This window comes from Actinomadura physcomitrii, assembly GCF_008923205.2.
Lineage (GTDB): Bacteria > Actinomycetota > Actinomycetes > Streptosporangiales > Streptosporangiaceae > Spirillospora > Spirillospora physcomitrii.
The window spans coordinates 230,688-246,556 of sequence record NZ_WBMS02000005.1; the positions used below are offsets into that span (position 1 = coordinate 230,688).

General features: G+C 70.4%; 12 protein-coding genes. 7 read left to right on the top strand and 5 right to left on the bottom strand.

Annotated features, from left to right (window positions below; all coding sequences use genetic code 11):
• Nucleotides 1-186: 186 nt before the first annotated feature.
• The 5 genes from F8568_RS08785 to F8568_RS08805 all read right to left on the bottom strand — a co-directional run bounded on the left by F8568_RS08785 (nucleotide 187) and on the right by F8568_RS08805 (nucleotide 6,901).
• The gene (locus tag F8568_RS08785) at nucleotides 187-2,685 is read right to left on the bottom strand and encodes an ABC transporter permease (RefSeq protein ID WP_236008531.1); all 2,499 of its coding nucleotides are present in this window, start codon (nucleotides 2,683-2,685) and stop codon (nucleotides 187-189) included.
• Nucleotides 2,682-3,512 (bottom strand): ABC transporter ATP-binding protein, encoded by an 831-nt coding sequence (locus F8568_RS08790; RefSeq protein WP_151592990.1) that lies wholly within the window; start codon nucleotides 3,510-3,512, stop codon nucleotides 2,682-2,684. Before F8568_RS08790 ends, F8568_RS08785 begins: the two co-directional genes overlap by 4 nt.
• A gap of 355 nt (nucleotides 3,513-3,867) precedes the next feature.
• Nucleotides 3,868-4,548, bottom strand: a complete 681-nt coding sequence (locus F8568_RS08795; protein ID WP_328600781.1) for a response regulator transcription factor — start codon at nucleotides 4,546-4,548, stop codon at nucleotides 3,868-3,870.
• 92 nt (nucleotides 4,549-4,640) lie between these two features.
• Nucleotides 4,641-5,864: a sensor histidine kinase gene (locus F8568_RS08800; protein WP_151592991.1), complete on the bottom strand. Its 1,224-nt coding sequence runs from the start codon at nucleotides 5,862-5,864 to the stop codon at nucleotides 4,641-4,643.
• Between the two features lie 146 nt (nucleotides 5,865-6,010).
• Nucleotides 6,011-6,901, bottom strand: a complete 891-nt coding sequence (locus F8568_RS08805; RefSeq protein WP_328600782.1) for a RecB family exonuclease — start codon at nucleotides 6,899-6,901, stop codon at nucleotides 6,011-6,013.
• A 204-nt stretch (nucleotides 6,902-7,105) separates the two neighbouring features.
• Here F8568_RS08805 and F8568_RS08810 point away from each other — a divergent pair, with 204 nt between their 5' ends.
• From F8568_RS08810 to prcB, 7 genes are all read left to right on the top strand, one after another.
• Entirely contained in the window at nucleotides 7,106-8,296 is a 1,191-nt protein-coding gene (locus F8568_RS08810; protein ID WP_151592993.1) for a site-2 protease family protein, read from the top strand.
• Between the two features lie 111 nt (nucleotides 8,297-8,407).
• A complete protein-coding gene (locus F8568_RS08815) occupies nucleotides 8,408-9,328 on the top strand; it encodes a tRNA (adenine-N1)-methyltransferase (RefSeq protein ID WP_151592994.1) in 921 nt (306 codons plus the stop codon).
• 254 nt (nucleotides 9,329-9,582) lie between these two features.
• A complete protein-coding gene (arc, locus tag F8568_RS08820; protein ID WP_151592995.1) occupies nucleotides 9,583-11,346 on the top strand; it encodes a proteasome ATPase in 1,764 nt (587 codons plus the stop codon).
• A 149-nt stretch (nucleotides 11,347-11,495) separates the two neighbouring features.
• Nucleotides 11,496-13,013, top strand: coding sequence for a depupylase/deamidase Dop (dop, locus tag F8568_RS08825; protein WP_151592996.1), 1,518 nt, complete (start codon nucleotides 11,496-11,498; stop codon nucleotides 13,011-13,013).
• A gap of 280 nt (nucleotides 13,014-13,293) precedes the next feature.
• Nucleotides 13,294-13,503 carry a ubiquitin-like protein Pup gene (locus tag F8568_RS08830; RefSeq protein WP_151592997.1) on the top strand — a complete coding sequence of 70 codons (210 nt, stop codon included), beginning with the start codon at nucleotides 13,294-13,296 and terminating at the stop codon, nucleotides 13,501-13,503.
• Between the two features lie 413 nt (nucleotides 13,504-13,916).
• Nucleotides 13,917-14,753, top strand: coding sequence for an endonuclease VII domain-containing protein (locus F8568_RS08835; protein ID WP_202124670.1), 837 nt, complete (start codon nucleotides 13,917-13,919; stop codon nucleotides 14,751-14,753).
• A 269-nt stretch (nucleotides 14,754-15,022) separates the two neighbouring features.
• Nucleotides 15,023-15,868, top strand: coding sequence for a proteasome subunit beta (prcB, locus tag F8568_RS08840; protein WP_151592998.1), 846 nt, complete (start codon nucleotides 15,023-15,025; stop codon nucleotides 15,866-15,868).
• Nucleotide 15,869: the final 1 nt, after the last annotated feature.

Sequence of the window (15,869 nt, forward strand, 5' to 3'; positions counted from 1 at the left end):
GCTCGGACGCGCCTCCCGCACACCGAAGCCCCGGCCCCCGCACAGGGGGACCGGGGCTTCGCCGTTCGTTCCCGCCGCCGCCCCTCCCGTCCGGCAGCCACGGCTGAGCCGGCACACCCCTCCGCAAGCCGAAGCCCCGGCCCCCTTGGCGGAAGGGGCCGGGGCTCCGGACGCCGGAACCGCCGGCTACTCGGCGGAGATGGCCTTCAGCACGTCCATCCGCCCGGCGCGCCACGCCGGCCACAGCGCCGCCAGCACACCGATCACCGCCGCGACCACCAGGTACACCCCGAGCGTCCCGTACGGCACCGCCAGCACCCCGAGACCGTCGTCCTTCAGCGCGTTCTGCAGCGCCGCGCCGAACGCCACGCCGATGCCCATGCCGAGCACCGCGCCGAACACCGCGATCACGATCGACTCGATCCGGATCATCCGGCGCAGCTGGCGGCGGCTGATGCCGATCGCCCGCAGCAGCCCGATCTCCCGGGTCCGCTCGATCACCGACAGCGCGAGGGTGTTGACCACCCCGACCGCCGCGATGATCACCGACATGGCCAGCAGGATCGACAGGAACGTCACGAACCCGTCCACCTGCTTGCGGGCGTCCTTCTTCAGCGACGACTGGTCCGACACCTTCAGGTTCGGGTACGCCTTCAGCGCCGACTCGATCGACGTCTTCGTCGCCGCGTCCGTCTTCGCCGCGTTCACCAGCACCGCGTCCACCGACGGCCGCACCGTGTGCCGCAGGTACACCTGCTGCGACACGAGCCGGCTGCCGATCAGGTCGCTCTTGGCGAAGATCCCCGTCACCTTCAGCTGCTCGGTCTTCCCGTCGGGGAACAGCGCCGGCACCGTCGACCCGACATGCCAGCCGTTGTCCTTCGCCGTCGACTCGTTCACCATCAGCCCGGCCGCGCCGATCGCGGTGCCACCCGACACGATCTTCAACCGGGCCGCCTTCGCGATCACGCCGACATCGCCCGACATGTACGTGCCGCGCTTCCCAGCGATCTTCGCGGTGCCTTCGTAGGCCGCCGACGCCGACTCCACCCCCGGCGCCGCCTTGATCCTCTGCGCGGCGTCCGGAGCGATGTCGCCGCCCTTGGCCTGCACCAGGTAGTCCGCGCCGAACTGCGCGTCCACCTGCTGGTCGATCGAGGCGCGCATCGTCGCGCCGAGCACGTTCACCGTGGTGATCAGCGCCAGGCCGATCATCAGCGCCGCGGCGGTCGCGGCGGTGCGGCGCGGGTTGCGCAGCGCGTTCTGCCGGGCGAGCCGCCCCGGCGCGCCCATCAGCCGCGCGAACGGCCACCCCAGCACCTTCACCACCGGGACGCTGATCACCGGCGCGAGCATCGCCACCCCGATGAACACCGCGAACGCGCCCGCGCCGACCGGCACCGCCGGGTTCCCGCCGTTCCCGGCCAGGCCCGCCCCGATGAGGCCCGCCCCGATCAGCGCCAGCAGCGAACCGAGCGCCACCCGGATCCGCAGCGTCCGCTGTGGCAGCGCCACATCGTCGCGCATCGCCGCGACCGGCGGGATCTTCGCCGCGCGCCGCGCCGGGAAGTACGCCGACACCACCGTCACCACGATCCCGACGACGTACGACCAGATCACCGGCGTCGCGGTGAACGTCAGGCCGCCCGACCCGGCGTCGCCCATCTGCCCCTGCAGCAGCGCCGCCAGCCCCGCGCCGGCCGCCAGGCCCAGCGTCGACCCGACGAACCCGACCGCGACCGCCTCACCGATCACCGCCCGCGTCACCTGCGGGCGCGCCGCGCCGATCGCGCGCAGCAGCGCCAGCTCCCGCGTCCGCTGCGCCACCAGCATCGAGAACGTGTTGAAGATGATGAACGCCCCGACGAAGATCGAGATCAGCGCGAACACCAGCAGGAACGTGCGGAAGAACCCCATGATCTGCGCGACGTCGCTCTTGTTCTCATCGCGCATCTTCGTGCCGGTGACGGCCTCCACACCGGCCGGCAGCACCTTCGCGACCCGGTCCCGCAGCTGCGTCTCCGACGGCCCCGACGACCCCATCTCGATGTCGCTGAAGTAGCCGGGCTTCAGCATCAGCCGCTGCGCGGTCGGGGTGTCGAACGCGGTGACGCTCGCCCCCATCAGGTTCCCGGTGTCGATCAGCCCGACGAGCCGCATCCGCCGCGCCCCACCCGACGACACGACCCCGACGGTGTCGCCGACCGCCAGCTTCCCCTTCTTCGCGGTCCCCGCATCGATGATCACTTCGGCGGGGCCGCGCGGCACCCGGCCCGCCTTCAGGTCGAACGACCCGTCGGCGTTCCAGTTCGTGCCGAGCTGCGGCGGGCCCTCCCCGCCCGACCCGACGATCTTCCCGTCGCGGCCCACGACGGCCGCGTACCCGCTCACGTTGCCCTGCGGGTTCTTCACCCCGTCGACGCCCTGCAGCGCCGTCAGCACCGACGCCGGCACCGGCTGCGCCGCCTGCCCGTCGTCGTCGCCCCCGACGACCTTCTTGGCCCGCACGTCCACGGCGACGTTCTTGCCGACCCGGCTGAACAGGTCGTCGAACCGCTTGTTCATGCTGTCGGTGAAGATCAGCGTGCCGGCCACGAACGCCACGCCGAGGATCACCGCGACGGCCGTCAGCACCAGCCGGATCTTGTGCGCCGCGAGGTTGCGGAGCGTGACCTTGCCCATCATCGCGCCGCGACCCCCGGCTCCTGCGCGCCCGGCGCCGCGGCGGGACGGCCCGACGTCTCGAAGCCCTTCATCCGCTCCAGCACCCGCTCGGCGGTCGGTCCCGTCATCGTGTCGACGATCTGCCCGTCCGTCAGGAACAGCACCTGGTCGGCGTACGCCGCCGCGGACGGGTCGTGCGTCACCATCACGATCGTCTGGCCCATCCGCCGCACCGAGTCGCGCAGGAACGCCAGCACCTCGGCGCCCGACCGCGAGTCCAGGTTCCCGGTCGGCTCGTCCGCGAAGATGATCTCCGGGCGGGACGCCAGCGCCCGCGCGCACGCCACCCGCTGCTGCTGCCCGCCCGACAGCTCCGACGGCCGGTGCTTCAGCCGCGGCCGCAGCCCGACCGTGTCGATCACCGCGTCCAGCCACGCCTTGTCGGCTTTGCGGCCCGCGATGTCCATCGGCAGCGTGATGTTCTCCAGCGCCGTCAGCGTCGGAACCAGGTTGAACGCCTGGAAGATGAACCCGATCTTGTCGCGGCGCAGCCGGGTGAGCTGCTTGTCCTTCAGCCCCGTCAGCTCGGTGCCGCCGATGAACACCTGCCCGGAGTCCACCGAGTCCAGACCCGCCATGCAGTGCATCAGCGTGGACTTCCCCGAACCCGACGGGCCCATGATCGCGGTGAACCGGCCGCGGGGGATCCCCACGGTCACCGAATCCAGCGCGACCACCTGGGCGTCGCCGCGCCCGTACACCTTGGCGATCTGATGGGCCCGTGCGGCGAAGTCGTCCGCCCCGGGCGCGAAATGCGCGTCAGCGGCCGATGGGGCGGTGTTCGTCACGTGAACTCCCCTGTGTGAGTTGATGAGGGTGGAATCGAGCTGCGCGGACCGCGCTTTCGTCCCCCGGCGATCCGTCCCTCAGAACAGTAGAAGTCCGGCGGCTCCGTGAGATGCACCCCAGGAATGGACTTACCACTCCATCCCTGGCAGGAGAGACGGCACCGGGGTCGTCCTCCCGGAGTAGGGGCCCCACCGGCGAAGGAAGGGTCCGCTCAGGGGCCGCCCCTGAGACCAGGGCCGTCCACCACCGCCCCACCAGCCACGACACCCGCCCCACAGGCTCCGGGACACCCCCGGACGCAGCCCGGGCACACGGGGGAGAAGCACCCCCGACCGGAACGCCGCGACGAGACGGTCAGCTCTGACCGGGACGGCTCAACCCCGTCTCATACGCGTACACCACCGCCTGCACCCGGTCCCGCAGCCCCAGCTTCGCCAGCACGTTCCCCACATGCGTCTTCACCGTCGTCTCGCTCACCACGAGCTCCGCCGCGATCTCCGCGTTCGACTGGCCCCGCGCCACATGCGTCAGCACCTCGCGCTCCCGCTCGGTCAGCGTGTCCAGCCCCGGCGGCGGCGCCGCGTCCCGCACCGCCGGCAACCGCGTCGCGAACCGGTCCAGCAACCGCCGCGTCACGCTCGGCGCCACGATCGCATCGCCCGCCGCCACGATCCGGATCGCCTGCACCAGATCCTCCGGCGGCGAGTCCTTCAACAGGAACCCGCTCGCCCCCGCCCGCACCGCCTCGATCACGTACTCGTCCAGATCGAACGTCGTCAGGATCAGCACCTTCGGATCATGCGACGCCGCACCCTCCCGGATGATCCGCCGGGTCGCCTCGATCCCGTCCACACCCGGCATCCGGATGTCCATCAGCACCACATCCGGCAGCAGCGACCGCGTCATCTCCACCGCCGCCGCACCGTCCCCCGCCTCACCGACCACCGCGATGTCCGCCTCGGCCTCCAAGATCAACCGGAACCCCGTCCGCAGCAACGGCTGATCGTCCACGAGCAGCACCCGAACCGCGCTCACCCGGCCACCCCGCTTGCGTCCATCGACCCCGCTCCTCGCCTCGCACCGGTGAACGCCACCCTATGCCCTCCCCAACCGCGCACCGGCACCGCTCACGCCTCCAACGGGAACCGTGCCCGCACCCCGAACCCCCCGCCGACCCGCGGCCCGATCCGCAGCTCACCCCCGTACAACGCCACCCGCTCGTACATCCCCACCAACCCGTGCCCCGGATTGTCCGGCCCGTCCGCCACGATCGTCGCCGTCCCCCGCCCGTCGTCCTCGATCTCCACCGTCAGATCCGCGTCCGTGTAGTACAACCGCACCCACGCCCGCGCCTGCGCCCCCGCATGCTTCAACGTGTTCGTCAACGCCTCCTGGATCAACCGGAACGCCGCCACGTCCACCCCCGGCGACGGCGTCCGCGCCTCACCCTCGATCCACAATTGCACCGACAGCCCCGTCTCCCGCACATGGTCCAGCAGCTCCCCGAGATCACCCAGACCCGGCTGCGGCGCCAGCTCCCGCCCCGCCTGATCGGCGTCCCGCTCCGTCCGCAGCACCCCCACGATCCGCCGCATCTCACTCAGCGCCGTCCGCCCGACCTCCTCGATCGTCGACATCGCCTCACGCGCGCTCCCCGGATCCCGGTCGATGATCCGCCGCGCCGCCCCCGCCTGCACCGTCATCACGCTCACATGGTGCGCCACCACATCGTGCAGCTCCCGCGCGATCCGCGACCGCTCCTCGATCCGCGCCGCCCGCGCGTCCGTCCCCCGCGCCCGCTCCAACCGCGCCGCCCGGTCCTCCAGCTCCGCGAAGTACGCCCGCCGCAACCGCAGGTTCCGGCCCAGCACCCACACCCCCGCCACCAGCGCGCAATCGCTCACCAGCACCACCGGCGACATCCCCACCGGCAGCATCACCAGCGACACCAGGAACGACACGAAACCCGCCACACCCCCCAGCGCGCTCTGCGCCAGCCCCCGGTGCGCCGCCAGGCTGTAAATCCCGATCAGGAACGCCATCACGTCCGGCACCGACGGCGGATACCCCCACACCGCCAGCGCCAGCTCACCCGCCACGATCACCAGCAGCACCGGCAGCGGACGGCGCCGCCGCCACGCCAGCGCCATCGTCACCACCACGACGATCAGCCCGTTCACCGCGTCCGGCGACCGGAACGCCGCGTAGTCACCGCTCTCCGGGAAAGCCTGCAGATACAGCTGCGGAAGGCCCACCAGCAGCAGCCCCAGCGCGAGCAACGCGTCCGCCGCCTGCGGACGCGCCTGCAGCCAGGCACGAAAGGTACGAAGACCACGGATGCGGGGTGACACGACTCTCACCCTAGGAGGTCACAGCAGGTCGCGACCCATCCTGCGCGCGGATCCGCGCTCCTCCCCAAGGATGACCCCGCACACCGCCCCCTGCGCCACCGGGCGGCCGCGAGCCGTCCTCCCCGCGGCGCCGCCACCGGCCGCCGCTACAGGTCGTCGCGCTCCCGCACCGCGCCGCCCGCCGCCGCACCCTCCAGATCCGCCGGAGACGGACGCCGCACCGGAACCGCCGGCAACGGCGGGGGAGTGCCCCCGAACTCCGGGCACCGCTCCTTGTGATCGCACCAGTCGCACAACCGGCTCGTCCGCGGCCGCCACTCACCCGAATCCATCGCCCGCCGGATCGCCTGCCACAGAGCCTCCACCTTCCGCTCCGTCGCCCGCAGATCCCGCTCGTCCGGCTCGTACCGCAGCACCTCGCCGTTCCCCAGATACATCAGCTGCAGCAACCGCGGCACACGCCCCTGCAACCGCCACAGCACCAGCGCGTAGAACTTCATCTGGAACAACGCCCGCGCCTCGAAATCCGCCCGCGGCGCCGTCCCCGTCTTGTAGTCCACGATCCGCACGTCACCGCTCGGCGCCACGTCCACCCGGTCGATGTACCCCCGCAGCTTCAACCCCGAATCCAGCACCGTCTCCACGAACAGCTCACGCTCCGCCGGCTCCAGCCGCCGCGGATCCTCCAGCGTGAAATACCGCTCCACCATCCGCTCCGCCTGCGCCAGCCACTCCGCCCGCTCCGCCGCCCCCGCCTCGTCCTCCCCGAACAACCCCGCCAGCTCCGGCTCCGCCGACAGCAGCCGCTCCCACTGCGGACCCAGCAGCTCCAGCGCCGCCCCCACCGTCCGCCCGCCCGCCGGCAGGTCGTACAGCCGCTCCAGCACCGCATGCACCAGCGTCCCCCGCGCCGCCGCCGCCGACGGCCGCTCCGGAAGCCGATCGATCACCCGGAACCGGTAAAGCAGCGGACACGTCATGAAATCACCCGCCCGCGACGGCGACAGCGACCCCACCACCACCGGACCTTCCACCACGGACCCCTCCACCGCAGACCCCTCCACCACGGGCCCGCCCCCACCCCGCGGAGACGGAACGGACACCCCACCACCGGCCTCGGTCGTCGTCATGGCACAGCAGCGTAGGCGACACCCCCGACGAAATCCCGCACCCCCGCACCACCCGCCATGATCATCGCACCGCCCGCCGACCCGCACCCGCAGGGCCGTAGCATCGGAGACGTGACCAACAGCGCGCCCCCGACCCAGGGCAAGACGCCCGCCGGCGACCCCGGCCCCCGCAAAGGCGGCCCCGACGCCCGGCCCGGCCTCTACATGGGCCGCCCCTTCGGCGTCCCCGTCTACGTCTCGCCCAGCTGGTTCCTGGTCGCCATCCTCGTCACCGTCATGTTCGAAGGCCAGGTCAACGGCGTCATCGACCGCCCCGCCAGCTACCTCGTCGCCTTCGCCTACGCCGTCCTGCTCTACGGCTCGGTCTTCGTCCACGAACTCAGCCACGCCGTCACCGCCCGCGTCCTCGGCCTCCCCGTCCGCTCCGTCACCCTCCACATCCTCGGCGGCGAGACCTCCATCGAACGCGAGGCCGCCACCCCCGGCCGCGAATTCCTCATCGCCTTCGCCGGCCCCCTCGTCAACCTCGTCCTCGCCGGACTCGGCCTCCTCGCCCACGCCGCCCTCCCCCTCCCCGACGTCGCCCTCCTCCTCATCGACGCCCTCACCTTCGCCAACCTCCTCGTCGGCGCCTTCAACCTCCTGCCCGGCCTCCCCCTCGACGGCGGACGCCTCGTCCGCGCCGCCGTCTGGAAGGCCACCGGCCACAGCCGCAGCGGCGCCATCTTCGCTGGCTGGGTCGGCCGCGCCGTCGCCGTCGCCTGCCTCATCTCCGGCGCCTACCTCGCCACCTACCGCACCGACGAGAACGGCAACGGCGGATTCGGCTGGCTCGCCCTCCTCTGGTCCGCCCTCGTCGCCTCCTTCATCTGGGTCGGCGCCACCCAGGCCATCCGCGCCGAACGCTTCCGCGACCGCCTCCCCCTGCTGTCCGCCCGCCGCCTCGCCCGCCGCGCCACCCTCGTCACCGCCGACACCCCCCTCGCCGAGGCCGTCCGCCGCGCCCACGCCGACCAGGCCGGCGCCCTCGTCATCGCCGACCACGACGGCAACCCCCAGGCCCTCGTCAGCGAGAAGGCCGTCACCGCCACCCCCGAGCACCGCCGCCCCTGGATCACCGTCGGCGAACTGTCCCGCGGCCTCGAACCCGACCTCACCCTCCCCGCCGACCTCACCGGCGAGGACCTCATCGCCGCCCTCCGCCGCAACCCCGCCTCCGAATACCTCCTCACCGAACCCGACGGCCGCCTCTACGGCGTCCTCGCCGTCAGCGACGTCGACCGCGCCTTCGCCGGCGTCTGACCGCACCCCGCCGCCCACCGTCCCACCGGCCCGGAGCGCCTGCAGAACCTCCCGCCGGAGCGCCCGCCGGACGGCCCGAGCCCCGGTCACCCGGCGCTAGCCTTGACCACCATGAGCGAACCCCAGCCCACCGAGCCCGCACCCTCCACCGGCCGCATCCCGCACGGCCCGTTCCGGCCCGGAGACCAGGTTCAGCTCACCGACCCCAAAGGCCGCATCAACACCATCACCCTCCAACCCGGCAAGCTCTACCACTCCCACAAAGGCTCCGTCCCCCACGACGACATCATCGGCAGCCCCGAAGGCACCGTCTACCGCTCCACCGGCGGCGTCGAATACCTCGCCTTCCGCCCCCTCCTCGCCGACTTCGCCGTCCGCATGCCCCGCGGCGCCGCCGTCGTCTACCCCAAGGACGCCGCCCAGATCGTCGCCATGGCCGACATCTTCCCCGGCGCCCGCGTCATCGAGGCCGGCGCCGGCTCCGGCGCCCTCAGCTGCTTCCTCCTGCGCGCCGTAGGCGAACACGGACTCGTCTCCTCCTACGAACGCCGCCCCGACTTCGCCGACATCGCCCGCGCCAACGTCGAGAAGTTCTTCGGCGGCCCCCACCCCTCCTGGCGCCTCACCGTCGGCTCCCTCGAAGACGCCCTCACCGAGACCGAAGCCGACCGCGTCGTCCTCGACATGCTCGCCCCCTGGGAGACCCTCGACGCCGTCGCCAAAGCCCTCATCCCCGGCGGCATGGTCTGCGCCTACATCGCCACCACCACCCAGATGTCCCGCGTCGTCGAAGACCTGCGCAACCACGGCGCCTTCGCCGAGCCCTACGCCTTCGAGACCCTCCTGCGCACCTGGCACGTCGACGGCCTCGCCGTCCGCCCCGACCACCGCATGGTCGGCCACACCGGCTTCCTCGTCACCGCCCGCCGCCTCGCCGACGGCGTCACCCCGCCCGTCCGCCGCCGACGCCCCGCCAAAGGCGCCCACCCCGCCCCCGCAACAGACCCGAACCCTGCGAACGGCTTGCAATAGGCACAGCGACACGCCGTGCGCCACCCCGCACACCCCGAAATCGACAAACCCTCCACCCCGACACGCCCCCACACCCAAAACCCCAGGTCCGCCCAGCACAACATCACCACCAACACCACCCCCGGCCCGCCCCCCGAACACCACCCGAACCACACCCGCACGACACGAGTACCGAATGGGCAGGTTACGGAAGCCCTCCAGATAGGTAGGGTCTCAGTAGGTCGTCGGCTCTCTTCGTGAGGAGGTGACGGGGCGTGGCCGCTCGTGACGATGCTGGGGCGCGCAGGGCGCAGCACGACAAGGAGGTCAGGGACCTCCAAACGCAGATCTCCTTCCTGGAGGAGGAGATCTCCGTGCTGCGCCGCAAGCTCGCGGAATCCCCGCGCCAAGTACGTGTCCTGGAAGAACGCCTCCATGAGGCACAAGCGAACCTGGCCGCCGTAACAGGCCAGAACGAGCGACTCGTAGCGACCCTCAAAGAGGCTCGCGAACAGATCGTGGCGCTCAAGGAGGAGGTCGACAGGCTCGCGCAACCACCCTCCGGATTCGGAGTGTTCCTCGAAACCCGCGACGACGGAACCGTCGACATCTTCACCGGCGGACGCAAGCTGCGCGTCAACGTCAGCCCCGCCGTCGACGTCGACGAACTCCAACGCGGCCAGGAGGTCATGCTCAACGAGGCCCTCAACGTCGTCGAAGCACTCGAGTTCGAAGAGCAGGGCGAGGTCGTCATGCTCAAGGAGCTCTTCGACGACGGCGAACGCGCCCTCGTGATCGCCCACGCCGACGAGGAACGCGTCATCAAGCTCGCCGAACCGCTCCGCGGCGTCCCGCTGCGCGCCGGCGACTCCCTGATGCTCGAACCCCGCTCCGGCTACGCCTACGAGAAGATCCACAAGGCCGAGGTCGAAGAGCTCGTCCTCGAAGAGGTCCCCGACATCTCCTACGAGGAGATCGGCGGACTCGGCTCCCAGATCGAAATGATCCGCGACGCCGTCGAACTGCCCTACCTGCACGCCGACCTGTTCCGCGAGCATAAGCTCCGGCCCCCCAAGGGCGTCCTGCTCTACGGACCGCCCGGATGCGGCAAGACCCTCATCGCCAAGGCCGTCGCCAACAGCCTCGCCAAGAAGGTCGCCGAGCAGACCGGCAAGGAGGGCAAGAGCTTCTTCCTCAACATCAAGGGCCCCGAACTCCTCAACAAGTACGTCGGTGAGACCGAACGGCACATCCGCCTGGTCTTCCAACGGGCCCGCGAGAAGGCCTCCGCCGGAACCCCGGTCATCGTCTTCTTCGACGAGATGGACTCCATCTTCCGCACCCGCGGATCCGGCGTCTCCTCCGACGTCGAGAACACCATCGTCCCGCAGCTGCTCAGCGAGATCGACGGCGTCGAAGGCCTGGAGAACGTCATCGTCATCGGCGCCTCCAACCGCGAGGACATGATCGACCCCGCGATCCTGCGGCCCGGCCGCCTCGACGTCAAGATCAAGATCGAACGGCCCGACGCCGAAGCCGCCAAGGACATCTTCTCCAAGTACATCCTCAGCGGCCTCCCGCTGCACCCCGACGACCTCAAGGAGCACGGCGGCTCCGAAGAGGCCACCGTCGAGGCCATGATCCAGCGGACCGTCGAACGCATGTACGCCGAAAGCGAGGAGAACCGCTTCCTCGAGGTCACCTACGCCAACGGAGACAAGGAAGTCCTCTTCTTCAAGGACTTCAACTCCGGCGCGATGATCCAGAACATCGTCGACCGCGCCAAGAAGATGGCCATCAAGCAGTTCCTCGACACCGGCCAGAAGGGACTGCGCGTCAACCACCTCCTCGCCGCCTGCGTCGACGAGTTCAGCGAGAACGAGGACCTGCCCAACACCACCAACCCCGACGACTGGGCCCGCATCTCCGGCAAGAAGGGCGAACGGATCGTCTACATCCGCACCCTCGTCTCCGGAACCAAGGGCGCCGAAGCCGGCCGATCCATCGACACCGTCGCCAACACCGGCCAGTACCTGTAAGACGCACCACACCAACGGCCACGCGGCGGCCGCCCCCACCACGGGGCGGCCGCCGCCTGCCGTTCCCGCACCCCGCCGGACGCCCCGACACGCCCCGGGAAAGACCGGCCCCATGGCTCCACCCTCCCGGCCCCGATAGGCTCGACGATATGAGTGTTCGGCGGGTGATGGGCATCGAGACCGAGTACGGCATCTCCGTACCCGGGCAGCCAGGGGCCAACGCGATGGTGACCTCCAGCCAGGTCGTCAACGCCTACCTCGCGGCGTCGGCCGCACGGGCCCGCCGGGCCCGCTGGGACTTCGAAGAGGAGAACCCCCTCCGCGACGCCCGCGGCTTCGACCTCGCCCGCGAGGTCGCCGACCCCACCCAGCTCACCGACGAGGACCTCGGCCTCGCCAACATCATCCTCACCAACGGCGCCCGGCTCTACGTCGACCACGCCCACCCCGAGTACTCCGCACCCGAATGCACCAACCCCCGCGACGCCGTCATCTGGGACAAAGCAGGCGAACGCGTCATGGCCGACGCCGCCGCCCGCGCCGCCATGGTCCCCGGCACACACCCCATCCAGCTCTACAAGAACAACACCGACAACAAGGGCGCCTCCTACGGCTGCCATGAGAACTACCTCATGCGCCGCGAGACCCCCTTCGCCGACATCGTCCGCCACCTCACCCCCTTCTTCGTCTCCCGCCAGGTCGTCTGCGGCGCCGGCCGCGTCGGCATCGGCGTCGACGGCCGCGGCGACGGCTTCCAGATCAGCCAGCGCGCCGACTTCTTCGAAGTCGAGGTCGGCCTCGAGACCACCCTCAAACGCCCCATCATCAACACCCGCGACGAACCCCACGCCGACCCCGAGAAGTACCGGCGGCTCCACGTCATCATCGGCGACGCCAACATGGCCGAGCTGTCCACCTACCTCAAGCTCGGCACCACCTCGCTCGTCCTCGCCATGATCGAGGACGGCTTCCTCACCGTCGACCTGTCCGTCGACATGCCCGTCGCCGCCCTGCGCGCCGTCTCCCACGACCCGTCCTGCAAGCACCTGCTCACCCTCCGCGACGGCCGCAAGATGACCGCCGTCCAGCTCCAGATGGAGTACCTCGAGCAGTCCCGCAAGTACGTCGAGGACCGCTACGGCGCCGACGTCGACGAGATGACCAAGGACGTCCTGGACCGCTGGGAGTCCGTCCTGCACCGCCTCGGCGACGACCCCATGCAGCTGTCCCGCGAGCTCGACTGGGTCGCCAAGCTCGCCCTCCTCGAGGGCTACCGCAGCCGCGACGGCATCGACTGGTCCCACCCCCGCCTCCACCTCGTCGACCTGCAGTACGCCGACATCCGGCCCGACAAGGGCCTCTACAACCGCCTGGCGTCCCGCGACCGCATCGAGCACCTCATCACCGGGGCCGACGTCGAGCACGCCATCGACGACCCGCCCGAGGACACCCGCGCCTACTTCCGCGGCCGCTGCCTGCGCCAGTACGCCGACTCCGTCGCCGCCGCCTCCTGGGACTCGGTCATCTTCGACGTGCCGGGCCGCGAGTCCCTCCAACGCGTCCCGACCCTGGAGCCGCTGCGCGGCACCAAGCAGCACGTGGGCGCCCTCCTGGACCGCTGCCGCACCGCCGCCGACCTGGTGGCCACGCTGACCGGCCAGAGCTGAACGGAGCCCCTCCGAGGGCCGACACCACACGGGCGCCGTCCGATTTCGGGCGGCGCCCGTTGGATAGTGCTGCTATCGAGCGACATCCCGCGCTGACCTGCGGCGACGGGCGATGTCGCGGTTTCGTGACCGCTTTGCCTGTTTCGCGGGTCAGTAGACGGGCGATAACCGGATCAGGCCCCCGGCGCCTAGAGCTACCGGACGAAACGGACCATAAGATCCGCTCGTCTAGGAAGATCGGAGATAGGGTCGGGGTACCGGCAAGAAGCGGAGGTACGGAATGGCCACGAAGGACACCGGCGGTCAGAAGCAGACCACCCGGCGCACGGAAGAGGTCGAGGAGACCGAGGCCACGACCACCGACGACGTCCAGGAGCGGCAGGAGAAGCTGACCGACGACGTCGATTCAATTCTCGACGAAATCGACGAAGTCCTCGAAGAGAACGCAGAGGAATTTGTTCGCGGTTTCATACAAAAGGGCGGTCAGTGAATAAAACGGACATGCCGCCTATGGTTCGAAACCGATAGGGCTCCGCACAAGAAAATATTCGAAAACTCGATTCAAGACATGGGCGGACCTGTAAAGTCTCGCCCATGTCTTATAAGACGTGCCGCGACTGCGGCCAGACAAAGCCCGCCGCGGATTTCTTCAAGCGGGCGGCATCCGCGGATGGCCTGGCCCTGTACTGCAGGGAGTGCTTCGGGCTGCGAAACGCGGCTTCGAGGCGCAGGAGGCAGGAACGCCTCGGCAAAACCGTGCAGCCCTATCGCAGGCGCCGCAAGGTCCCTGAGGGGATGAAGTACTGCCCTCGGTGCGAAACGGTCAAGAGCATCGACGAGTTCGGACGTAATCGCTCTCGAACGTCCGGTCTCTCCACATACTGCAAGCCCTGTCACAATCAGGTGATCGCGGAGCACAAGAGGGAGAAGCACGGAAGCCAGCGGAACTTCCTGCTCAAGCTCCGCTACGGGGTGACCGAGGAGGAGGTCGCGCGGATGGTCGCCGAGCAGGGCGGCGTCTGCGTCATCTGCCTGCGGGCGGACGCGAAGCACGTCGACCACAGCCACCTCACGGGCCTCGTCCGCCGGATCCTCTGCTTCAAGTGCAACGGCGGGCTCGGCCAGTTCCACGACGACCCGTCCGTGCTCCGCCTGGCGGCGGACTACCTCGAGCTGCGGGGCTCGCACGCGCGGAGGCTGCGCATCGAGATCGGGGCGCCGGTCCTCGGCGGCCCGGATCGCGTCCGGTGGGATCCGTTCTGGCGGACGCGCGGGGACCAGCTGCAGTCGGCGCGGCACTACCACCTGCGGCAGAAGTACGGAATCAACGATGAGGACGCCAAGTGGCTCCTGAAGGTGCAGGTCGGCCTCTGTGCGGTCTGCGCCGATAACCCGGCGGAGCACGTCGACCATGACCACGTCACTGGCGCGGTGCGGGGCCTGGCCTGTTCGGGCTGCAACACGGGCATGGGGCAGCTGAGGGACGATCCCATCGCGCTTCGGCGGGCGGCGGACTACGTGGAGGGGCGGCTCGTGCGGACGGTGGAGACGCCCGATGGCGGTACGCGGTTGTCGCTGACGGTTCCGGACGTCGACCCGGCGACGGTGCCGAGGGGCGGGTGGAAGGAGCTCTGGGAGGAGGACGGCCGGTACCGCAAGGAGACGCTGCCGTTCGACGAGGAGCTCGACATGCCGACGTGGGTGGGGACGGACGAGGAGGGCTACTTCGTCTACTCCTGACGTACTCCTGAGGGTCACCGGACGCGGACGGTGGCGAGACGCGCGCACGACCGGCCCGTCGTGTGCGCGTTCGTCGTTTCGGCGTTCGTCGTGCCGGCGTTCGTCGGGTGCGGGTGAGCGGCCGTTCGCGGGGGAAGGTTCGCCGTGGGCTGACGCGGTGGTGGATCACGCGGCATGCGCCGGGTGAGGGTTGAACAGTAGGGTCGTAGTCGTCTGCGCCGGTGGGGTATGCGAGGGTCACCGGCGCCTGGTGGAGGGAAGGGAGTCGCGTGGCGTCCCACGATTCGCACACCGGACGTCTGCCGGGGCTGTTCGCGAGCCCCGATACGTCGTCGTTCACGGAGTTCCTGGGGGTGTACTCGCCGGAGCTGCTGCCGGGCCGGCGCGCGGTGCCGGTGTCGCCGGTGGGGGATGAGGTCCCGCATGGGACGACGATCGTCGCGGTGAGCTTCCCCGGCGGGGTGGTGATGGCGGGGGACCGGCGGGCGACGGCGGGGAACGTGATCGCGCAGCGGGACATCGAGAAGGTGTTCCGGGCGGACGAGTTCTCGGCGATCGCGATCGCGGGGACGGCCGGGATCGGGATCGAGATGGTCCGGCTGTTCCAGGTCGAGCTGGAGCATTACGAGAAGCGTGAGGGCCGGACGCTGTCGGTGGAGGGCAAGGCGAACCGGCTGGCGACGATGGTGCGGCAGAACCTGGCGATGGCGATGCAGGGGCTGGCGGTGGTGCCGCTGTTCGCGGGCTATGACGAGGAGCGGGACGGGGGGCGGATCTTCTCCTATGATCCGGCGGGCGGCCGGTACGAGGAGCGGGACTTCCACTCGATCGGTTCGGGGTCGGTGTTCGCGCGGGGTGCGCTGAAGAAGCTGTACCGGGCGGATCTGTCGGCGGAGGATGCGGCGCTGGTGTGCGTGCAGGCGCTGTACGACGCGGCGGACGATGATTCGGCGACGGGCGGTCCCGATCTGATGCGGCGGATCTTCCCGGTGGTGGCGTCGGTGACGTCGGAGGGGTATCGCCGGCTGGGTGAGGACGAGGTGGGCGCGTTGGCGCAGGCCGTCGTGGATGGACGTTACGACTCGCCGGGCGGTCCGACCGCCCCGCTGCGATAGA

Bases quoted from the DNA above. Each gene is read 5' to 3' on its own strand.
- F8568_RS08830 (WP_151592997.1), top strand. From the start codon at position 13,294: ATGGCCACGAAGGACACCGGCGGTCAGAAGCAGACCACCCGGCGCACG.
- dop (WP_151592996.1), top strand. From the start codon at position 11,496: ATGAGTGTTCGGCGGGTGATGGGCATCGAGACCGAGTACGGCATCTCC.
- F8568_RS08785 (WP_236008531.1), bottom strand. From the start codon at position 2,685: ATGATGGGCAAGGTCACGCTCCGCAACCTCGCGGCGCACAAGATCCGG.
- F8568_RS08815 (WP_151592994.1), top strand. From the start codon at position 8,408: ATGAGCGAACCCCAGCCCACCGAGCCCGCACCCTCCACCGGCCGCATC.